The sequence below is a fragment of the Streptomyces tsukubensis genome (assembly GCF_003932715.1).
GTDB classification, from domain to species: domain Bacteria; phylum Actinomycetota; class Actinomycetes; order Streptomycetales; family Streptomycetaceae; genus Streptomyces; species Streptomyces tsukubensis.
On the sequence record NZ_CP020700.1, the window covers coordinates 3,905,172 to 3,926,056 of the forward strand.

A 20,885-nucleotide genomic window follows, 5' to 3' on the forward strand; every position below is an offset into this window, starting at 1 on the left:
TCCCCCCTCATGGCTCGGACCGCCCCGGTTCCTCCCCGAAGAACCGCCCCACAAGGCTAGTTGACTCTGCGTCAGTGTCCAATCACAGTAGCGACAGCAACCAATCGACTTATTTATAGTTGTCCGATCCGCGGACACCGTCGGTGGAGGAGGCGCTCGGCAATGGATCTGGCCCTGCTGCGGACGTTCGTCACGGTGCACCGGGCCGGTTCGTTCACCCGCGCCGCCGCCCTCCTCGGGCTCTCCCAGCCCGCGGTGACCGGTCAGATACGCACCCTGGAACGGCAACTGGGCAAACCCCTCTTCCTGCGGCAGGCCCGGGGGGTCACCCCCACCAGCGTCGGCGACGAACTCGCCCACCGGGCCGCCCCGCATCTCGACGCCCTGGTGGAGATCGCCGAATCCGGGCTCGACGAGGAAGCGGGCGTACGGACGCTGCATCTGGCCGGCCCGCCCGAATTCACCTCCCTGCGCGCCCTGCCCGCGCTCACGCCGCTGCTCTCCCAGGGGCTCGCGCTGCGCGCCGCGTTCGGCAAGGCCGAGGAGTCCCTGGAGGGGCTGGCCGCCGGACACCACGATCTGGCCATCACCACGGCCCGGCCGCGCGGCGGGCTCCTCACCGCGACTCCGCTCTGCGACGAGGAACACGTCCTGGTCGCATCGCCCCGCTGGGCCGCCCGCCTCGGACCGGACGTCCTGCGCGCCGGACAGGTGGTGCTGGAACAGCTTCCGGTCGTCGAGGTCCATGAATCGCTGCCCCTGGTCTCCCGGTACTGGGCCACCGTCTTCGAATCCCCGCCCGCCGCCGCGGGCACCGTCATCGCCCCCGATCTGCGGGCCGTCCTGGAGAGCACCGCCGCGGGCGCCGGACTGGCCGTCCTGCCGCGCTACCTCTGCGAGGAGGCGCTGGACCGGGGCCGGGTGGTGACCCTGCTGGAACCTCCGGTGCCCCCGCTGCGGACCTATTTCCTCGTCGTACGGGCCGGGACCCTGGCGCTCCCGCATATCTCCCGGGCGCACGACTGGCTGATGCGGGCCGCCGCGGACTGGTGACCGGGCTCCCGTACGGACGGCGCAAAGCCACCGGGAGTTTCAGGACACGCCGTACGGGCCATGGTCCTGGCATGACCGAACGTCCCGTGGTCAAGCGCACCGCCCGTGCCGTCCTCCTCGACGGCGACGATCTCATCCTGATCAAACGCACCCGGCCCGGCGTGGATCCGTACTGGCTCACCCCCGGCGGCGGAGTGGAAGCGGCGGACGCCAGCGTCGTCGACGCGCTCCACCGGGAGATGAACGAAGAGCTGGGCGCCAAAGTCACCGATGTCGTGCCCTGCTTCGTCGACACCGTGGAGCACCACACGGGCAGTGGTGTGACCGGGGTCAAGGTGCAGCACTTCTTCGTCTGCAGGCTGGTGTCCATGGACCCGGCGCAGCGGCACGGCCCGGAGATCGACGAGCCGCAGGGCGAGTACGAAATCGTCCGGGTGCCCTTCAGCCGGATGGGGATCGCCGGGGTCCATCTGGTCCCGCTCTCCCTCCGCCACTACCTCGACGGCAATATCGAGGGCGTCCGGGCCCTGCACGCACCCGACCTGGGCTGAGGCCTCGACGGCTTCCTGCGGATCCTGCCGGGCTCCCGACCGGGCCCGGTCCGACCAGTGCCGCCGTCCGACAGGGCAGAGCGCCATGGGCTCCCGGACCTGCCCCGGCCTGGGCAAACACTCCCCGCCGCCGAGCCGGGGCCGCCCCGGCTACTCCCGGGCTCGTACCGCAGGTGCCTCCCGGAGGCGGACGCGGGGTTCCGGCCGTCCCCGGCACGGTGTTTCACGTGAAACAACTCAGCCGCCCCGCCCGCCGAACCCTGCTCGTCGTCCATGTCTCCGCGTCCGCCGGATGGCTCGGGCTCACCCTCGGGCTGATCGCCCTCTCCATCACCGCCGTCACCGCGGACCCCTCGGCGAGTACGGCCGCCGGACCCGGTGCTGCCACCGAGGCCGCCGTACGGTCGATGAAGGTGTTCACGGACTGGCTGGTGCTTCCCCTGGCCCTGGCGACTCTGGGCAGTGGTCTGCTGCTGGCACTCGGTACGCCCTGGGGTCTGGCCCGCCACCGCTGGGTGCTCATGAAGTTCTGGCTCACTCTGACGACGCTGACCGCCACGGTCCTCGCACTGCGTCCGGGGGTCGACGCCACGGTCGAGACCGTCACGTCCGGTGCCGGTCCCGCCCCGGTGGACCTGATGGCGGGACCGATCGTCTCGTTCTGCGCCTATCTGTTCATGACGGCCGTCTCCGTGCTCAAGCCCTGGGGACCGACACGGCGCGGCCGTCGGTTGCGGGCAGAGATCAGTTCCCGGAAAGCACTGGACGAGCGATCACCACGGCGTACAGTCTGACCTCTATGTCGACAGCGCTCCCCGAACTGCCCATCCGCCGACTCACCAGGGACGACCTCGCAGCCTGCGCCGACCTCTCCGAGGACCGCGGCTGGTCCCGGGAGGAAAGCACCTGGGGACTGCTCCTGGCGGCGGGAACGGCCATGGGGATCGACGACCCCGAGGGCAAGGGGCTGGCGGCCTGCTGCGTTCTGACCCCGTACGGCAGCGATCTCGCGGCCGTCGGCAAACTGCTCGTCGCCCGCCGGTACGGCCACCAGGGCATGGGGCGCCGGCTCATGGACCGTGTCATGGAGGCGGCGGGCAGGACCCCGCTGGTGCTGTACGCAACGCCGTACGGGCAGCCGCTCTACCAGAAGCTGGGCTTCACCGATGTCGGGCACGTCGAACGGGTCAGGGGCCGGCTCTCCCCGTCCGCGGCCGGCTCGGTCACGGACGTGAAGACCCGGCGGGCGACCGCCGAGGACATCCCCTCCATCGTGAAACTGGACGCCGAGTGTTTCGGCCTGGACCGCACCTCGGTCATCACCCGGCTGCCCGGCCTGACCGAGCGGCTGTGGGTGGCGGAGGACAGCCGTGGCCTCACGGGCTTCGCGGCGGTCTGGGACAGCTCCGAACAGCACAAGATCGGGCCGTTGACCGCGAAGGACTCCGGGACGGCCCGGGCGCTGCTCGTCGCGGCGGCGGGATCCGCCGGCGGACCGGTCCGTACCGATATCGACGGCCGCCACCGGGATCTGCTGGACTGGGCCGTCGGACACGGGATGGAGCCGGTCGGCTCGACCGTCCTGATGACCTATGGAATCGACAGGCTTCCCGGCGACTGGCGGCGCTCCTTCGCTCCCCTGTCCGTCGCCACCGGCTGACCCGTCCGCCCGCCGTACCTCCTCCGACGATTGCACACGCGGGATATTGCACAGCCCTTAGCCTGGAGGCCCGTTGCCCCGGCGCTCCGGGCACGGACGCGTACCGGAGGAGAATTTCCTTGCCCGCCACCGATCCCGCGCTCACCGGCCTCGCCCGGAACTGGTCCGCGCTCTCCCTGCTGCACGGAAGAGTCGAGTCCCGCGTCGAGCACGCACTCCGGAGCGGCCACGGTCTGAGCGTGCGCGAGTACTCCCTGCTGGATGTGCTCAGCCGCCGGCACGAAGGTCCGGGCGGACACCGCCAGATGAAGCAGGTCGCCGATGCGGTCGTACTGAGCCAGAGCGCCACGACGCGGCTGGTGACCCGGCTGGAGGACCGGGGGCTGCTGACCCGCTATCTCTGCGACACGGACCGCCGCGGGATCTGCACCGAGGTGACCGAAGCCGGACTGGCCCTGCTCGACGAGGCCCGTCCCACCCATGACGCGGCGCTGCGCCGGGCCTTCGACGAGGCCGCGGAGGATCCCGCGCTCGCCCCGCTGGTGCGCACCGTCGAGCAGCTGAACACCTCCGCCCGGGCCGTATCCGTGCCGGCCCCCGCTCAGGGCGTACCGCGCCAGCCCCCCGGGTCCACACCCCCCGGGACCCCTGCGCCGGGCTCGTAGGGCTCACGGGTGAGGACGAACGAGCCGAGGTCGAGATGGCGGACCGAGCCGTCCGCCCGTCGGACCACCCTCAAGGTCTCCCCCGCGTAGTACCCGTCGAGCCCGGTCCAGGTACCGTCCTCCGCCGCCCGGAAACGTGCCCCGCGCCCGTATCCCCCGACCGGGGTGAGCAGCAGACCCCGCTCCGGGAGCAGCCGCAGCTCATGGGGCTTCGCTCCCCAGTACCAGGGGCCGGTGAGGGCCAACAGCTCAGGATCCGCGTCCGGCAGCGGGCGCCAGGGCTCGGGCAGCCTCGGCTCGGCCTCCGCCACCGTCCGGACGAGTTCGGCGGCGACGGCCCAGGGCTGGGGGCCCGAGGTGGCATTGGCGAGGGTCGCCGCCGCCACCCCGTCGGCCGGGCTCACCCAGAGCCCGGCAACGTACCCGGGCAGCGAACCGGTATGACCGACCATGGTCCGGCCGTACATCCTGGCCACCTGCACCCCGAGACCGTAGGTGCCGTCCCACTCGCCGCTCTCCAGTGGTGCGGCCGGAGCGGCCATCTCCTGTACGGAGGCGGTGGAGAGCACCCGGTCGTCCCCCTCGGCGAGGAATCCGGCGAAGCGGCACAGGTCCCCGGCGGTCGACCACATCTGCCCGGCGGGGGCCATCACTCCGAGGTCCTCCACGGGCTCCGGCAGCAGGACGTCTGCGAAGGGGTGGACGGCCCACCCCTCCGCGTACGGAGCGCGGGGCCGCACACTGGTCCGCTCCAGGCCCAGCGGCTCCAGGATCTCCTCCCGTACGGCATCGGCCCAGCCGGCTCCGCGCACGGCCCCGACCAGGGAGCCGAGCACCGTGTAACCGGGATTGGAGTAGTGGAAGCGGCGTCCCACGGGGTGCTTGAACGGGGCATCCCCGAGGACCTCCGCCAGACCCGGCCGCAGGGCGGCCGGGGTCCGCTCCCACCAGAGGCCGGGCGTCTCGGCGGCCAGACCGGCGGTATGGGACAGGAGTTGGGCGATGGTCGCCTCGCCGAGATCCGTACCGGGCAGATGCTTCTCCAGCGGATCCCCGAGGTCCAGCAGGCCTTCGTCGCGCAGCCGCATCACCAGTACAGCCGTGAAGGTCTTGGTGATGGAGCCGATGCGGTACTGCTGATCGGGGCCCGGCCCCGTCCCCCCGTCGGCGGACCGGATACCGCTCCAGACGACCCGGCCACCGCGGGCCACCGCCGCGGAGAGCGAGGGCGACCGTCCTTCGGCCTGCGCCGCGGCCACGCTGTGCAGTAGAGCCCGTTCGGTGGCGGGCAGCAGACGTTCCGTCAGAGATGAAGAGATCATGGGACCAGGTCTACCAACCGCGGGCCTCGATGTCCGACGGCACCCGGGCGTTTATCCGATGCGCCGGGCCCGCGTACCGTGCTAGGCCATCTCCATGGAAGATCTTGTGACCGAGCGACTCGTCCTGCATCCGCTGACCCCGGAAGAGGCCGGGCAGTTGGCGGAGGGCGTCCCGTTTCCCGGAGCGGCGTGGGCACCGGGCTACCCCATGACGGACGACCGCTCCGCGGCCCGCCGCTTTCTCGACACCCGCACCCGTGCCACCGCCGGCCGTCCGCACCCCGGCGCCTTCGAGATACGGCTCCGCTCCGACGGACGGGCGATCGGCGGGGTGGACTTCCACGGCCCCGCCGACAGCACCGGCAGCGTCACCGTCGGCTACGGGCTGATCCCCTCGGCCCGGGGCCGCGGCTATGCCTCCGAGGCCCTCCGCGCCGTCCTCGCCCATGCCCGCGCCCTCGGCATCACCCGGGTCAAGGGCGATGCCGACCACAACAACACCCCGTCCCACCATGTGATGACCGCCGCGGGCATGCATCTGACCGGCGAGGACCACCGCGTCCGCTACTACGAGACAGCCTGGCACCGGACCGGTCCGGACACCCCGGGGTGATCAGGTCTGGGCCATGTCCACGAAGCGGGAGTAGTGGCCCTGGAAGGCGACCGTGATCGTGGCCGTCGGACCGTTACGGTGCTTGGCGACGATCAGGTCGGCCTCTCCTGCGCGGGGGGATTCCTTCTCGTAGGCGTCCTCGCGGTGCAGCAGGATCACCATGTCCGCGTCCTGCTCGATGGAACCCGATTCACGCAGGTCGGAGACCATGGGCTTCTTGTCGGTGCGCTGCTCGGGGCCACGGTTCAGCTGGGAGAGCGCGATCACCGGAAGCTCCAGCTCCTTCGCCAGCAGCTTGAGGTTACGCGACATGTCCGAGACCTCCTGCTGACGGCTCTCGGCCCGTTTGGAACCGCCGGACTGCATCAGCTGGAGGTAGTCGATGACGACCAGCCGGAGGTCGTTGCGCTGTTTCAGCCGACGGCACTTGGCGCGGATCTCCATCATCGAGAGATTGGGGGAGTCGTCGATGTACAGCGGTGCCTGGGAGACGTCCGGCATCCGGCGGGCCAGCCGGGTCCAGTCGTCGTCGGTCATGGTGCCGGAGCGCATATGGTGCAGCGCGACCCGGGCCTCCGCCGACAGCAGACGCATCGCGATCTCGTTGCGCCCCATTTCGAGGGAGAAGATGACGCTCGGCAGATTGTTCTTGATGGACGCGGCCCGGGCGAAGTCCAGCGCCAGGGTGGACTTTCCCATGGCAGGACGGGCCGCGATGACGATCATCTGACCGGGGTGGAGTCCGTTCGTCAGCGAGTCGAAGTCCGTGAAACCGGTCGGCACCCCGGTCATCTCGCCGCTGCGGGAGCCGATCGCCTCGATCTCGTCGAGCGCGCCCTCCATGATGTCCCCGAGGGGGAGGTAGTCCTCGCTGGTCCGCTGCTCGGTGACGGCGTAGATCTCGGCCTGGGCGGAGTTGACGATCTCGTCGACGTCGCCGTCCGCCGCATATCCCATCTGGGTGATCTTGGTGCCCGCCTCCACGAGCCGGCGCAGCACCGCCCGCTCGTGGACGATCTCCGCGTAGTACGAGGCGTTGGCGGCGGTGGGGACCGACTGAACCAGGGTGTGGAGGTAGGACGCTCCGCCGACCCGGGTGATCTCACCGCGTTTGACCAGTTCGGCAGCGACCGTGATCGGGTCAGCGGGCTCCCCGCGGGCGTACAGGTCGAGAATCGCCGTATAGACGGTCTCATGGGCGGGCCGGTAGAAGTCGTGCCCCTTGATGATCTCCACGACGTCCGCGATGGCGTCCTTGGAGAGCAGCATGCCGCCCAGCACCGACTGCTCGGCGTCCAGGTCCTGGGGCGGCACCCGCTCGAAACCTCCGCCGCCACCGTCCCAGCCACCGCCGTCCCGGCCGCGGTCGTGCTGGTCGTCCCGGCCGCCACGGCGGTCAGGGCCGCGGTCGTCACGGCGGGAACGGGAGACGGGCAGACGGTCGCCGGGGATTCCGTCGGCCGCCCACGGGTCGTCCAAGGGCTCGGAAATGCTCACCCGGGCCACCTTCCTCCCGTCCGCTGAGCGGACCTCGCCGTGCCCCTTCTTTCTACGGCACAGCACTGACAAATCGAGTGGCCCGACCCGGCTTCCGGCGCGTCGAGCAACGGTCCACGTTAGGCCGCTCGCCACCGTCAGCCAATCTGGTTATCCACAGGCCATGTGGATGAGCGACCAGATGCTGTGGGTAACTCCCCGGAACCTGTGCACGGACCGGGGGACAGCACTGTGGACAACCAGGGCCTCTCCGCGAGAGACCAGCCTTGACCTGCACTTTTTCCATCCACGGGCTGTGGGGGAGAAAAAGTTTCCCAACCGGAGCACGAACGGAACAAACGGCCCAGCGCCAAGCCGTCACCCTCAGTAGAGGTAAGGATCACAGATCACTTGCATCTCTTACCTGTGGACGATTACCTTGTGCATATGACCCAGGCCTCCGCACCGCCGAAGGCGATCCGGCGACGCCATGACCGAGAGATCATCACCCTCGCCGTTCCCGCGTTCGGCGCCCTGGTCGCCGAACCCCTCTTCGTCATGGTCGACAGTGCGATCGTCGGCCATCTCGGCACCGCCCAGCTCGCGGGGCTCGCCATCGCCGCCGCTCTGCTGATGACCGCGGTGAGCGTCTTCGTCTTCCTCGCCTACGCCACCACATCCGCCGTGGCCCGCCGGGTCGGGGCCGGTGATCTGCCGGGGGCGATCCGCCAGGGCATGGACGGCATCTGGCTCGCGGTCATCCTGGGCGCGGCCGTCGTTGCCGTGACCTTCCCGCTCGCCCCCCGGGTCATCGACGCCTTCGGAGCCTCCGACACCGCCTTCCCCTACGCCGTCACCTATCTGCGCATCTCCCTCATCGGCATCCCCGCCATGCTGATCGTGCTGGCCGCCACCGGAGTGCTCCGCGGCCTCCAGGACACCCGCACCCCGCTCTATGTCGCGGTCGGCGGCTTCAGTGCCAATGCGGTACTGAACGTTCTGCTCGTCTACGGAGCCGGCTTCGGAATCGCCGGATCCGCCTGGGGCACCGTGATCGCCCAGTACGCCATGGCCGTGGCCTATCTGGTCGTCGTCGTCCGGGGCGCCCGACGGCACCGGGCCCCGCTCCGCCCCGATGCCGCGGGCATACGGGCCAGCGCACGGGCCGGGGTCCCCCTGCTGATCCGTACGCTGTCCCTGCGCGCCGTCCTGATGATCGCCACCGCCGTCGCCGCCCGCCTGGGCGACACCGAGATCGCCGCCCATCAGATCGTGCTCTCCCTCTGGAGCCTCACGGCCTTCGCCCTGGACGCCATCGCCATAGCCGGCCAGGCGATCATCGGCCGCTACCTGGGAGCCGGAGACACCGAGGGAGCCCGCCAGGTCGGCCGCCGGATGGTGCAGTGGGGCCTGGTCTCGGGAATGGTCTTCGGGCTGCTGCTGGTACTGCTGCGCCCGCTCTTCCTGCCCCTGTTCAGCAGCGATCCCGCCGTCCACGATGCGCTGCTGACCGCCCTGCTGGTCATGGCGCTCACCCAGCCGGTCGCCGGGATCGTCTTCGTCCTCGACGGCGTTCTCATGGGAGCCGGGGACGGCCCCTATCTCGCCGGAGCCATGTTGGTGACCCTGGCAGTCTTCGCCCCGGTCGCCCTGCTGATCCCCGTCTTCGGCGGAGGTCTCACCGCCCTGTGGTGGGCAATGGGCCTGATGATGGCCGTACGGATGGCAACGCTCTGGGTACGGACCCGCTCCGGGCGCTGGCTCGTCACGGGAGCAACCCGCTGAGCCACTGTTTCACGTGAAACGGCAGACGCCCGACGGATCCCCCGGTGCCCCACCGGCAGGCGCACCGGACAGGACTCCGAACAGCGCAAAGGGCCGTACCCAGCGGGTACGGCCCTCTGTCTGCTCAGTCAAAGACTGCCGTCAGCCGGCGACGACCTCGACACCGAGCTTGGCGTCGACCTCGGGGTGCAGACGCACGGACACCTGGTGCGAGCCCAGGGTCTTGATCGGCGAACCGAGCTCGACACGGCGCTTGTCGACCTCCGGGCCACCGGCGGTCTTGATCGCCGAGGCGATGTCGGCCGGGGTCACGGAGCCGAAGAGACGGCCGGCGTCGCCGGAGCGAACAGCCAGACGCACCTTCACGGCCTCAAGCTTGGCCTTGACCTCGTTGGCCTGCTCGATGGTCGCGATCTCGTGGATCTTGCGGGCGCGGCGGATCTGCGCCACGTCCTTCTCGCCGCCCTTGGTCCAGCGGATCGCGAAACCGCGCGGGACCAGGTAGTTGCGAGCGTATCCGTCCTTGACCTCGACGACGTCTCCCGCGGCACCGAGCCCGGAGACTTCCTGGGTGAGGATGATCTTCATTGTGCGGTCACCCTTCCCTTATCGCGCGGTGGACGTGTAGGGCAGCAGCGCCATCTCACGGCTGTTCTTCACGGCCGTGGCGACGTCACGCTGGTGCTGCGTGCAGTTGCCGGTAACGCGGCGGGCACGGATCTTGCCGCGGTCGGAAATGTACTTCCGCAGCATGTTCGTGTCCTTGTAGTCCACGTACACGGTCTTGTCCTTGCAGAACGCGCAGACCTTCTTCTTCGGCTTGCGCACAGGCGGCTTCGCCATGGTGTATCTCCTGTGTGATCAAGAATGGGGAGTAACGAGCACCCCTGGTGTCCCGGCGCGGGACGCCTAGAAGGGGGGCTCGTCCGAGTAGCCGCCGCCGGAGTTGCCGGAAGCGTTGGAGCCGCCGGAGTTTCCACCCCAGTTGCCTCCGCCGCCCTGCTGACCGCCGCCGGAGGGAGCACCGGTGGCCCAGGGGTCGTCGGCGGGAGCCCCACCGCCCTGCTGGCCGCCGGGGCCGGAGCCCCAGTTGCCGCCACCCTGCTGGCCACCGCCGTAGCCACCACCCTGACCACCCTGACCACCGCGACCGGCGGTCTTGGTGACCTTGGCCGTGGCGTTCCGGAGGCTGGGGCCGACTTCCTCGACATCCAGCTCGAAGACCGTGCGCTTCACACCTTCGCGGTCCTCGTAGGACCGCTGCTTCAGCCGGCCCTGCACGACGACACGCATGCCGCGCTGGAGCGACTCGGCGACGTTCTCCGCCGCCTGCCGCCAGACCGAGCAGGTCAGGAACAGGCTCTCGCCGTCCTTCCACTCATTGGTCTGACGGTCGAAGGTGCGCGGGGTGGACGCGACACGGAACTTCGCGACCGCCGCACCGGAGTTGGTGAAGCGCAGCTCGGGGTCGTCGACGAGATTGCCGACGACCGTGATGACGGTCTCGCCTGCCATGGGTGAACCTCTCGGCGGGGATTGCTTGGCTGCTTGCTGCTACTCGAACCCTTTGACCTCTGAGCGGATGCTCAGTGGGTCTCGGGGCGGAGGACCTTGGTCCGGAGGACCGACTCGTTCAGGTTCATCTGGCGGTCGAGCTCCTTGACGACCGCAGGCTCGGCCTGCAGGTCGATGACCGAGTAGATGCCCTCGGGCTTCTTCTTGATCTCGTACGAGAGACGACGACGGCCCCAGGTGTCGACCTTCTCGACCTTTCCGTTGCCCTCACGGACGACGGAGAGGAAGTTCTCGATCAGGGGGGCGACAGCGCGCTCCTCCAGATCGGGGTCGAGGATGACCATCACCTCGTAGTGACGCATGTGGAACCCACCTCCTTTGGACTCAGCGGCCACGGTCGTTCCGTGGCAGGAGGGTCGTGATGCGTTGTTGCAACGGTGTCGAGTAAAGCAGGGCCCACTGACACTCACCGGCCGTCTATGCCGGATCGGTCGGCAGCCTGGGCCGACACCGCGCAGACCGTTCAGAGTACCCGGAGAGGTGCTTGCGGTTGAAATCCGGCGGCCGGGGGGCGCAATCTGTACACATCGGGTGTGCGCGGCACTACGAAGCGCCGCGCTCGGCAACGCCAGGAGGTGCCGCATGGCACAGGCAGTGCGACGTCAGACATCCCTCTTCGCCACGGACGGCAAGCCTCATCCCCTTCAGGACACCCTGGCCGGGGTGACCCTGGTCCTGGGCGTGCTGGCCTTTGTGTCGTCGTGGTTCCCCTCCCTCCATCTGCTCAGCTCATGGACGGGCCTGATCGGCACCCTCACGGGCGGCTACGGACAGTTCATCTCCGCGACGACCCGTGAACGTTTCATCCTGATCCTGGGGCTCGGGGCATCCGCCGCGGGCTTCTTCCTGGGCATGGCGCACGGCGGCCTCTTCGGCGGTCTCATCGGCTGACCGCCGCCGGGCGCCACCACGGCCGGGGTACCGGTGATCCACCGGCACCCCGGCCCCCCGTCCGTTCACAGCCCGGACCGCCGGCGCCCCGCGTTCCCCCGGCGGCCCCGCGCCCGCGGGCACGCAAGATCCAACAAGAGCCGGGCCGGGCGGGTCCGGCGTCCAGTGGATCACCCCAACGGCCGACGGGCCACGTCGAACAGCGACATCGAACGTGCCCATTCGGGGCGCTCCTCCAGCCCAGTAGGCTTCGGCGCGAGAGCCGGAGCCCCTGACCCATGGGGACACACCTGCCGAGGAGCGCCCCATATGAGCCTGACACTGAGGACCATCAGCCGAGAGCAGCATCTGGCGTACATCCAGTCTCTGCCGTCGGCAAGCCACTGCCAGGTCCCCGCGTGGTCGGACGTGAAGACCGAGTGGCGCTCGGAGAACCTGGGCTGGTTCGACAAGCACGGTCAGCTCGTGGGTGCCGGACTGGTTCTCTACCGCCAGCTGCCCAAGATCAAGCGGTACCTCGCGTATCTCCCCGAGGGTCCGGTCATCAACTGGTACGCCCCCAATCTGGACGACTGGCTGCAGCCGATGCTCGCCCACCTCAAGCAGCAGGGCGCCTTCTCCGTGAAGATGGGCCCGCCGGTCGTCATCCGCCGCTGGGACGCCCCCGCCATCAAGGCCGGTATCCAGGACCCCGATGTCAAGCGGCTGCGGGACGTCGAGGCGACGCATATCGAGCCCCGCGCCTTCGAGGTCGCCGACCGGCTGCGCAAGATGGGCTGGCAGCAGGGCGAGGACGGCGGTGCCGGCTTCGGTGACGTCCAGCCCCGCTACGTCTACCAGGTGCCGCTGGCCAACCGCTCCCTCGACGACGTCCTCAAGGGCTTCAACCAGCTCTGGCGCCGGAACATCAAGAAGGCCGAGAAGGCCGGGGTCGAGGTCGTCCAGGGCGGCTACTACGACCTGGAGGAGTGGCAGCGGCTGTACGAGATCACCGCGGTGCGCGACCGGTTCCGCCCGCGCCCGCTCTCGTACTTCCAGCGGATGTGGACCGTCCTCAACAACGAGGACCCCAACCGCATGCGCCTCTATTTCGCGCGGCACAACGGCGTCAACCTGTCCGCGGCGACGATGCTCGTCGTCGGCGGCCACGTCTGGTACTCCTACGGGGCTTCCGACAACATCGGCCGTGAGGTCCGGCCCTCGAACGCGATGCAGTGGCGGATGCTCCGCGACGCCTATGCCATGGGCGCCACCGTCTACGACCTGCGCGGCATCAGCGACTCCCTCGACGAGACCGACCATCTCTTCGGCCTCATCCAGTTCAAGGTCGGCACCGGCGGCGAGGCCGTCGAGTACGTCGGGGAGTGGGACTTCCCGCTCAACAAGCTGCTGCACAAGGCCCTGGACATGTATATGTCGCGCCGCTGATCCCGGCGGGACCACCGGCGCCCCGGGCGCTTCCGCCGCCGGTGGTCCCCACCCCGTAACCTCGTAGATCACGCGATCCCCCCGTTTCTGTCCACACCTTCGATACACCGCAGCCACCAGAAAGGTTCCGGGCCGGCCATGGCGCTCTCCCTGTACGTCGACACCAACCGCTGGCGGATGCACCAGAAGTCGGTGACCGACCAGTTCCCCGGGCTCGTACCGGTCTGCAAGGGCAATGGATACGGCTTCGGACACGAGCGGCTGGCGGAGGAGGCGACCCGCTTCGGGTCCGACATGCTGGCCGTCGGCACGACGTACGAGGCCGCCCGCATCAAGGACTGGTTCAGCGGCGATCTGCTGGTCCTCACGCCCTTCCGCCGTGGTGAGGAGCCGGTGCCGCTGCCGGACCGGGTGATCCGCTCCGTATCGTCGGTCGACGGGGTGCACGCCCTGGTCGGCGCCCGCGTGGTCATCGAGTGCATGAGCACCATGAAGCGCCACGGCGTCTCCGAGCAGGATCTGGCCCGGCTGACGACCGCCATCGACGATGTGCGGCTGGAGGGCTTCGCGCTCCATCTCCCGCTCGACCGCACCGACGGCTCCGACGCCGTCGAGGAGGTCATCACCTGGATGGACCGGCTGCGGTCCGCGCGGCTGCCCCTGCACACCATGTTCGTCAGCCATCTGCGCGCCGAGGAGCTGGCCAGGCTGCGCCAGCAGTTCCCCCAGACCCGGTTCCGGGCCCGGATCGGCACCCGCCTCTGGCTGGGCGACCACGATTCCACCGAATACCGCGGCTCCGTCCTCGACGTCACCCCCGTCGCCAAGGGCGACCGGTTCGGCTACCGCCAGCAGAAGGCCGCGTCCGACGGCTGGCTGGTGGTCGTCGCCGGGGGTACGTCCCACGGCGTCGGCCTGGAGGCGCCCAAGGCGCTGCACGGGATGATGCCGCGGGCCAAGGGGGTCGCCCGGGCCGGTCTGGCGACCGTGAACCGCAATCTGTCGCCCTTCGTCTGGGCGGGCAAGCAGCGCTGGTTCGCCGAGCCGCCGCATATGCAGGTGTCGATTCTGTTCGTCCCGGCGGACGCGCAGGAGCCGCGGGTCGGCGACGAGCTGGTGGCGCATCTGCGGCACACCACGACCCAGTTCGACCGCATCGTAGAGCGCTGACCGGCATCCCCTGACGAAGCCGCCCCGGGAGCCGCGTACGGCAGCTCCCGGGGCGTCTCTTATGAGCCGCTCGGCGGCACCGTACGGCCTTCGGGGTCCGCGGAGCCCCAGGCCACCTTCGGCCCCTCCGTATCGCCGTGGCCGGTTCCGTAGGCTCCTTCCCGCCCCAGCACGAAGACGTCGTCCGCCCGGTCGAGCACCCCGCCCGAGGGGTCGTCCGCCCCGTCCTGGCGCACGACGTCCCGCTCGGGCCGCAGGATGTCCCGTACGACGACCGCGCACAGATACAGCGTCCCCAGCAGATGCAGGGCGATCGCGAAGTGGTACCCCTCGGGCGGCAGGCCCTGCCGCTGGTTGCCGCTGGTGGTGTAGGCCAGGTACATCCAGATGCCGAGGTAGTACGCCACTTCGCAGGCCTGCCAGATCAGGAAGTCCCGCCAGCGCGGCCGGGCCAGCACCGCCAGGGGGATCAGCCAGAGCACGTACTGCGGTGAGTACACCTTGTTGGTCAGGATGAACGCGGCCACGACCAGAAAGGCGACCTGCGCGAACCGCGGCCGCCGGGGTGCGCTCAGGGTCAGCCAGGCGATGCCCGCGCAGGCCAGCACCGCCAGGAACAGGGAGTAGCGGTTGACCTCCTCGGCCGTGATCGCGATATCGAAGCGCTGGACGGCGATCAGCCAGACGGACCCGAAGTCGATGTCCCGTTCCTGGTTGAAGGTGTAGAACTTCCGCCAGCCCTCGGGCGCCGCCAGCATCACGTACAGATTGGCCAGCAGCCAGGAGCCCGCGGCGCCCAGGACCGCCAGTCCGTACTCCCGCCACTTCCCGGCCCGCCAGCAGAGCACCAGCAGCGGTCCGAGCAGGAAGAGCGCATAGAGCTTGGCGGCGGTCGCCAGACCGATCAGCACCCCGAAGGCGAGCGGCCGGCTGCGGGACCACATCAGCATCGCCGCGGCGGTCAGGGCGACGGCGAGCAGGTCCCAGTTGATGGTGGCGTTCAGGGCGAAGGCGGGGGCCAGGGCGACCAGGAGGGCGTCCCAGGGGCGGCGGGCGTGGGTCCGCGAGACACAGACCGCGATGATCACGGCGCAGACCATCAGCATGCCCGCGTTGACCATCCAGTAGAGCTGCTGCTGGTCCTGGATCGGTCCGCCCGAGGGGGTGAGCCAGGCGGCGATCTGCATGAAGAGCCCGGTCAGTACGGGGTACTCCAGGTACTCCATATCGCCGGGGAGCCGGTCGAAGTACGGAATCAGCCCGTCCGAGAAGCCGCGCCCGACGAAGAGGTGCGGAATGTCGGAGTAGCAGGCGTGGGTGTACTGGGAGCTGGCGCCGCGGAACCAGGCCCAGTCGTAGCACGGCATCTTCTGGACCATGCCCAGGGCGAACATCCCGATGGCGGTCAGCGCCACCACGCGTACGGGGGTCGGATAGCCGCCGCGGACGCGCAGGGCCCAGCGGCCGGCCGGGCCGCCGATCAGCTCACTGCCGGCCGCCGCGACGGAATCGCGCCGGGTGGGCCGTACATCCGGCCGGTCGTCCGGGGGCACGGTCGTCTTCTCTGCGCTGGGCATGGTGCACATCCTGCCGTACGGGTGGGGGTACGCCGCGAGGGCCGTGGAATCCGGTGCGGCCGGGTACGGGACACGGAACCGCGGGTGCCGGATGCCACGGCCCTCGCAGGGCGCGGACGGGCCGGAGGGCTACTCCTCCTGAGGCCCGCCGATCACGAGACCGTTGCTGTTGCCACCGTTGTTGTTGGAGTTGCCGCCGTTATTGGAGTTGCCACCGTTGTTGGCAGTGCCGCCGTTATTGGCGCTACCGCCGTTGTCGGCGCTGCCGTCGGTGCCCCCGTTGTTGTTGCCGCCGTCGGTGCCCCCGTTGTTGTTGCCGCCGTTGTTGGTACCGCAGCTCCAGTTGTCCCAGGGCTTGCAGGAGTTACTGGGGTCGGGGGAGTTGCCGGTGGCCGGCGGGGACTTCGACTCCTTCTGGGTCTGCTGGTTCGTCGAGGGCGGATTCGTCGAGGGCGTGTTCGACGGCTCCTCGGACTTCGACGGCGGGGGGCTGGAGGCGCCGCCGCCCCAGTACGCCTCGCCGATCGGCTCGGGCTCGGGGAACTTCAGCACCTTGGTGCCCTTGAGCGCCTTCCCCATGTAGTCCGCGAAGATGTCGGACGGGAACGACGAACCGTGGATCTTGTCCTGGCCACCGGTGCCGAACATCTCCAGGAACGCGCGCTTGGTGTTCTTCTCGTCGTCGTCGAGGCGGTACATGTCGATCGCGGTCGACAGCTGCGGGGTGTAGCCGACGAACCACGCCGACTTGTTGCCGTCGGTGGTGCCCGTCTTGCCGGCCACCTGGCGGCCCGGGACCTTGGCGTTCGTGCCGGTGCCCTTCTCGACGACGTCGACCAGCACATCGGTGACGTTGTTGGCGACGGCGGGGGAGAAACCGTCGGTCGGCTTGTCCTCGTGGCGGTAGATCTCCCGGCCGCCCTTCTTCACGTACTCCACCGAGTACGGGTCGCGCTGCTGGCCCTCGGCGGCGAAGGTGCCGTAGGAGCTGGCCATGCGGATGGCGCTCGGGGTGGAGATGCCGATGGAGAAGGAGGGCACATCGGACTTGTTGAGCGAGCTCTCCAGCAGTCCGGCCTTGACGGCGGCCTTGCGGACCTCCGAAACGCCGATGTCCATACCGAGCTGCACGAACGGGCTGTTCGCCGAGTCGATCATCGCCTCGCGGAGGTTGATGTTCTTGTAGTCCGTGTCACCGTCGTTGACCTGGAGCCACTCCTTGCCCTCCTCGTTGCGCCAGATCGACCCGTCGTAATTTTTGATCTTGAGCTTGTTCTTGCCGTTGTAGACCGTCTTGTCGGGGTCGATCTTGGTGCGCTGGGACGCCGTCTGGACCCGGCCGCCCTCCGGATCGCGCACCCCGACCTCCATCGCGGAGGCGAGGACGAACGGTTTGAAGGTCGAGCCGACCTGGGCACCGGTGTTGTCGGCGTTGTTGGTGAAGTGCTTGGTCGCGTCGGATCCGCCGTAGATCGCGACGATCTTCCCGGTCTTCGGTTCGATCGAAGCGCCGCCGAACTGGACGTGGGTGTCCTTGTCGGGACGCTTCTTCGGGTCGATGTTCTTCTTGTAGACCTTGTTGACGGACTCTTCGAGCAGCTTGACCTGGTTCTTGTTGAAGGTCGTGTGGATCTCGTAGCCGCCGAGGGAGAGGTCCGCGGCGGTGAGCTGCTTGTTGTTCGAGAGGAAGTTCGCCTTGGCGAGGTCCACGAGATAGCCGACCTGGCCGCCGAGCTTGGCCTGCTTGGCGGGGTCGAGGACCTTGGGGAAGACGGTCTTGTCCCGCTCCGCCTTGTCGAGGTGGCCGTCCTTGACCATCTCGTCGAGGACCCAGTTCCAGCGCTCGGTCACCCGCTTGGTATTGGCTTCCGCCGTGGCCGCCTCGTCGAAGTCGGTGGCTCCGGCCGGGTCGTAGTAGGTCGCGCCCTTGAGCAGGGTGGTCAGGAAGGCGGACTGGGCGACGGTCAGCTTCTTGGCGTCGACACCGAAGTAGGTACGCGCCGCGGCCTGGATCCCGTAGGAGTTCCGGCCGTAGAAGGAGGTGTTCAGATAGCCGGCCATGATCTCCGGCTTCTTCATCTCCGTGCCGACCTTTATGGAGATGAAGAGTTCCTTGAACTTACGGCTGATGGTCTGCGACTGGTCGCCGAGCCGGGCGTTCTTCACATACTGCTGGGTGATCGTGGAGCCACCCTGGGTCTGCTGGCCGCGGGCCATGTTCACCAGGGCGCGGCTGATGCCCTTGGGGTCGATGCCGGAGTCCGAGTCGAAGGTCTTGTTCTCCGCGGACTTCACGGCGTTCTGCAGATGTACGGGGATCTGCTCGATGCCCACGTTCTGCCGGTTGACCTCACCGCCGGTCGCGGCCATCTGGGAGCCGTCGGACCAGTAGTAGACGTTGTTCTCGGCCTCCGCCTGCTTACGGGGGTCGGGGACGTCCACCCAGGCGTACGCCAGCGTCGCAGCGCCCATCAGGGTGCCGAAGAAGGCCAGCGCCAGCCCGGTCACCAGCTTCCAGGAGGGCGTCCAGCGGCGCCAGCCGTCCTTGTCGTACCGCGGGTAGTCGATCAGTCGCCGTTTGCGAGGGCCGCCACCGCCCGGATCGTGGTGGCCGGCCCCGCCGGCGCGGCGCCCGCCGCGCCCGCCCCGGCCGCCTCCGGCGGCAGCGGGATCCACCCGGCGGCGGCCGCCGCGCTGGGCGGCCCGCCGGGCCTCGGCGCGGCCGCCGTAAGGACGCTCCTCGCCGTGGGAGGCGGAAGGGGAGACGGAGCCGGTGTCCCCGGTGGGGGCGGCACGGCGGCCGGATGGCTGCTGGGCATCGCGCCTGGCAGCCGCCCGTCCGCCGGTCTGCGGCGGTTTGCGACGGTGCTCGCTCATCGAACGACTACTCCTCGGGCAGGCGAAACGCCTGGAAGCGGCAGTTGACTTCCGGTCCCCCCGGCATGGATGCAGACCGGCCTCGTGAAGGGCTCGTCCGCAGTGCACCCACGGCGATGACGACTGGGGCCGTCATGTGGTTCCCGGCGGTCTGCATCCGCACAGACTACGCACGAACAAATCCATCCCGACGCTGAAGTTCATCCCAAAACAGGCAAGTTGGCCAGAACGATTTGGCGATGTGACCCCGTTCACCATGACCCCCCTTGTCGCAGGAGCCTCGCCGTCCTATCGTGCTGATGTATCGAGTCGATACATCAGCACGTCATAGAGAGTCGGGGCAGTACGAAGGGAGGCCAGGGTGAGCAGGCGCTCGGGAATTCTTGAGTTCGCTGTGCTCGGTCTCCTCCGTGAAGCCCCGATGCACGGGTACGAGCTGCGGAAACGGCTCAACACTTCGTTGGGGATCTTCCGGGCCTTCAGTTACGGGACCCTGTATCCCTGCCTCAAGACGCTGGTCGCCAACGGCTGGTTGATCGAGGAACCGGGAAATGCTCCCGACGACGCCCTGGCCGCTCCACTCTCAGGGCGCCGCGCCAAGATCGTCTACCGGTTGACGGCGGAAGGGAAAGAACACTTCGAGGAGCTGCTTGCGCACACCGGCCCCGACAGCTGGGAGGACGAGCACTTCGCGGCTCGCTTCGCCTTCTTCGGGCAGACGGAGCGCGAGGTGCGGATGCGGGTGCTGGAAGGCCGCCGCAGTCGGCTGGAGGAGCGTCTGGAGAAGATGCGCGCCTCCCTCGCCCGCACCCGGGAGCGGCTCGACGACTACACGCTGGAGCTCCAGCGCCACGGAATGGAGTCCGTGGAGCGCGAAGTGCGCTGGCTGAACGAGCTCATCGAGAGCGAGCGGGCGGGACGGGATCAGCGACGCTCCTCCCCCGGCTCCGCAGCACAGCAGCAGAACACCGCGGGGCCCGGGGACGGCCTGCCCCGGCGTGGGGACGCGGAGACCTCCGGGCCCGCCACCCCGCCGGATCCGTCCGACGGCACCGCCAACTGAGACCCCGCGGTCCGCAGGGTCTCATCCGGAATACCGAAATCACACAGGGAGCAACCGGAATGGGTTCGGTTCGCGTAGCCATCGTCGGCGTGGGCAACTGCGCCGCCTCGCTGGTGCAGGGCGTCGAGTACTACAAGGACGCCGACCCGGCCGGCAAGGTGCCGGGTCTGATGCACGTCCAGTTCGGGGAGTACCACGTCCGGGACGTCGAGTTCGTGGCGGCCTTCGACGTGGACGCCAAGAAGGTCGGCCTGGACCTGGCGGACGCCATCGGCGCCAGCGAGAACAACACCATCAAGATCTGCGACGTGCCGAACAGCGGTGTCACGGTGCAGCGCGGCCACACCCTCGACGGTCTGGGCAAGTACTACCGCGAGACCATCGAGGAGTCGCCGGAGGCCCCGGTCGACGTCGTCCAGGTCCTCAAGGACAAGCAGGTCGACGTTCTGGTCTGCTACCTCCCCGTCGGCTCCGAGGCCGCTGCGAAGTTCTACGCGCAGTGCGCCATCGACGCCAAGGTCGGCTTCGTCAACGCGCTCCCCGTCTTCATCGCGGGCACCAAGGAGTGGGCGGACAAGTTCACCGAGGCCGGCGTCCCGATCGTCGGTGACGACATCAAGTCGCAGGTCGGCGCCACCATCACGCACCGTGTGATGGCGAAGCTCTTCGAGGACCGGGGCGTCGTCCTGGACCGCACGATGCAGCTGAACGTCGGCGGCAACATGGACTTCAAGAACATGCTGGAGCGCGACCGGCTGGAGTCCAAGAAGATCTCGAAGACGCAGGCCGTCACCTCGCAGATCCCCGACCGCGAGCTGGGCGAGAAGAACGTCCACATCGGCCCGTCCGACTACGTCGCGTGGCTCGACGACCGCAAGTGGGCGTACGTCCGCCTGGAGGGCCGTGCCTTCGGTGACGTCCCGCTGAACCTGGAGTACAAGCTGGAGGTCTGGGACTCCCCGAACTCGGCCGGCGTCATCATCGACGCCCTGCGCGCCGCGAAGATCGCCAAGGACCGCGGTATCGGCGGCCCGATCCTCTCGGCCAGCAGCTACTTCATGAAGAGCCCGCCGGTCCAGTACTTCGACGACGAGGCCCGCGAGAACGTCGAGAAGTTCATCAAGGGCGAGACCGAGCGCTGATCCCCGCCCGCGAGGGCAGTGGCGCAAGGCTACGGAG

Annotated in this window: 20 protein-coding genes; 12 read left to right on the forward strand and 8 right to left on the reverse strand. The window is 69.0% G+C overall.

Annotation, left to right across the window (positions count from 1 at the left end):
* The first annotated feature begins 162 nt into the window (after window positions 1–162).
* The 5 genes from B7R87_RS15765 (at window position 163) to B7R87_RS15785 (ending at window position 3,929) form a co-directional block, all read left to right on the forward strand.
* Entirely contained in the window at window positions 163–1,053 is an 891-nt protein-coding gene (locus B7R87_RS15765) for a LysR family transcriptional regulator (protein WP_006348086.1), read from the forward strand.
* Between the two features lie 71 nt (window positions 1,054–1,124).
* On the forward strand, window positions 1,125–1,604 hold the full coding sequence (locus B7R87_RS15770; protein ID WP_006348085.1) for an NUDIX domain-containing protein: 480 nt from the start codon (window positions 1,125–1,127) through the stop codon (window positions 1,602–1,604).
* 227 nt (window positions 1,605–1,831) lie between these two features.
* Window positions 1,832–2,398 (forward strand): hypothetical protein, encoded by a 567-nt coding sequence (locus tag B7R87_RS15775; protein WP_006348084.1) that lies wholly within the window; start codon window positions 1,832–1,834, stop codon window positions 2,396–2,398.
* A 5-nt stretch (window positions 2,399–2,403) separates the two neighbouring features.
* Window positions 2,404–3,264, forward strand: coding sequence for a GNAT family N-acetyltransferase (locus tag B7R87_RS15780; protein WP_006348083.1), 861 nt, complete (start codon window positions 2,404–2,406; stop codon window positions 3,262–3,264).
* A 119-nt stretch (window positions 3,265–3,383) separates the two neighbouring features.
* Window positions 3,384–3,929 (forward strand): MarR family winged helix-turn-helix transcriptional regulator, encoded by a 546-nt coding sequence (locus B7R87_RS15785; protein WP_006348082.1) that lies wholly within the window; start codon window positions 3,384–3,386, stop codon window positions 3,927–3,929.
* Here B7R87_RS15785 and B7R87_RS15790 read toward each other — a convergent pair.
* The gene (locus B7R87_RS15790) at window positions 3,866–5,251 is read right to left on the reverse strand and encodes a serine hydrolase domain-containing protein (RefSeq protein WP_006348081.1); all 1,386 of its coding nucleotides are present in this window, start codon (window positions 5,249–5,251) and stop codon (window positions 3,866–3,868) included. The two genes, B7R87_RS15785 and B7R87_RS15790, sit on opposite strands and share 64 nt — an antisense overlap.
* 94 nt (window positions 5,252–5,345) lie before the next feature.
* Between B7R87_RS15790 and B7R87_RS15795 the strand changes: the two genes are divergently transcribed.
* The gene (locus B7R87_RS15795) at window positions 5,346–5,864 is read left to right on the forward strand and encodes a GNAT family N-acetyltransferase (protein ID WP_040915563.1); all 519 of its coding nucleotides are present in this window, start codon (window positions 5,346–5,348) and stop codon (window positions 5,862–5,864) included.
* Here the strand turns inward: B7R87_RS15795 and dnaB are convergent, their stop codons facing one another.
* Window positions 5,865–7,361, reverse strand: a complete 1,497-nt coding sequence (dnaB, locus tag B7R87_RS15800; RefSeq protein WP_006348079.1) for a replicative DNA helicase — start codon at window positions 7,359–7,361, stop codon at window positions 5,865–5,867.
* Between the two features lie 426 nt (window positions 7,362–7,787).
* Here dnaB and B7R87_RS15805 point away from each other — a divergent pair, with 426 nt between their 5' ends.
* A complete protein-coding gene (locus B7R87_RS15805; RefSeq protein WP_006348078.1) occupies window positions 7,788–9,125 on the forward strand; it encodes an MATE family efflux transporter in 1,338 nt (445 codons plus the stop codon).
* Between the two features lie 141 nt (window positions 9,126–9,266).
* Here the strand turns inward: B7R87_RS15805 and rplI are convergent, their stop codons facing one another.
* The 4 genes from rplI to rpsF form a co-directional block, all read right to left on the reverse strand.
* Window positions 9,267–9,713, reverse strand: a complete 447-nt coding sequence (gene rplI, locus B7R87_RS15810) for a 50S ribosomal protein L9 (protein WP_006348077.1) — start codon at window positions 9,711–9,713, stop codon at window positions 9,267–9,269.
* 18 nt (window positions 9,714–9,731) lie between these two features.
* A complete protein-coding gene (gene rpsR / locus B7R87_RS15815; protein ID WP_006348076.1) occupies window positions 9,732–9,968 on the reverse strand; it encodes a 30S ribosomal protein S18 in 237 nt (78 codons plus the stop codon).
* Between the two features lie 66 nt (window positions 9,969–10,034).
* Window positions 10,035–10,640, reverse strand: coding sequence for a single-stranded DNA-binding protein (locus B7R87_RS15820; RefSeq protein WP_006348075.1), 606 nt, complete (start codon window positions 10,638–10,640; stop codon window positions 10,035–10,037).
* 71 nt (window positions 10,641–10,711) lie between these two features.
* Window positions 10,712–11,002, reverse strand: coding sequence for a 30S ribosomal protein S6 (gene rpsF, locus B7R87_RS15825; RefSeq protein ID WP_005482942.1), 291 nt, complete (start codon window positions 11,000–11,002; stop codon window positions 10,712–10,714).
* A 280-nt stretch (window positions 11,003–11,282) separates the two neighbouring features.
* Here rpsF and B7R87_RS15830 point away from each other — a divergent pair, with 280 nt between their 5' ends.
* The 3 genes from B7R87_RS15830 (at window position 11,283) to B7R87_RS15840 (ending at window position 14,189) form a co-directional block, all read left to right on the forward strand.
* Window positions 11,283–11,591: a hypothetical protein gene (locus B7R87_RS15830; protein WP_006348074.1), complete on the forward strand. Its 309-nt coding sequence runs from the start codon at window positions 11,283–11,285 to the stop codon at window positions 11,589–11,591.
* Window positions 11,592–11,900: 309 nt separating this feature from the next.
* Window positions 11,901–13,019, forward strand: a complete 1,119-nt coding sequence (locus B7R87_RS15835; RefSeq protein WP_006348073.1) for a lipid II:glycine glycyltransferase FemX — start codon at window positions 11,901–11,903, stop codon at window positions 13,017–13,019.
* 138 nt (window positions 13,020–13,157) lie between these two features.
* On the forward strand, window positions 13,158–14,189 hold the full coding sequence (locus tag B7R87_RS15840; protein ID WP_006348072.1) for an alanine racemase: 1,032 nt from the start codon (window positions 13,158–13,160) through the stop codon (window positions 14,187–14,189).
* 59 nt (window positions 14,190–14,248) lie between these two features.
* On the opposite strand, the gene B7R87_RS15845 is transcribed toward B7R87_RS15840, so the two are convergent.
* Together B7R87_RS15845 and B7R87_RS15850 are read right to left on the reverse strand one after the other, a co-directional pair.
* Window positions 14,249–15,766: a glycosyltransferase family 87 protein gene (locus tag B7R87_RS15845; RefSeq protein ID WP_006348071.1), complete on the reverse strand. Its 1,518-nt coding sequence runs from the start codon at window positions 15,764–15,766 to the stop codon at window positions 14,249–14,251.
* Between the two features lie 129 nt (window positions 15,767–15,895).
* Window positions 15,896–18,643, reverse strand: coding sequence for a transglycosylase domain-containing protein (locus B7R87_RS15850; protein WP_130584990.1), 2,748 nt, complete (start codon window positions 18,641–18,643; stop codon window positions 15,896–15,898).
* 361 nt (window positions 18,644–19,004) lie between these two features.
* Here B7R87_RS15850 and B7R87_RS15855 point away from each other — a divergent pair, with 361 nt between their 5' ends.
* Entirely contained in the window at window positions 19,005–19,706 is a 702-nt protein-coding gene (locus B7R87_RS15855) for a PadR family transcriptional regulator (RefSeq protein WP_040915549.1), read from the forward strand.
* Between the two features lie 59 nt (window positions 19,707–19,765).
* Complete coding sequence (locus B7R87_RS15860; protein WP_006348068.1) at window positions 19,766–20,848, forward strand: inositol-3-phosphate synthase; 1,083 nt, start codon at window positions 19,766–19,768, stop codon at window positions 20,846–20,848.
* The last annotated feature ends 37 nt before the right edge of the window (window positions 20,849–20,885 follow it).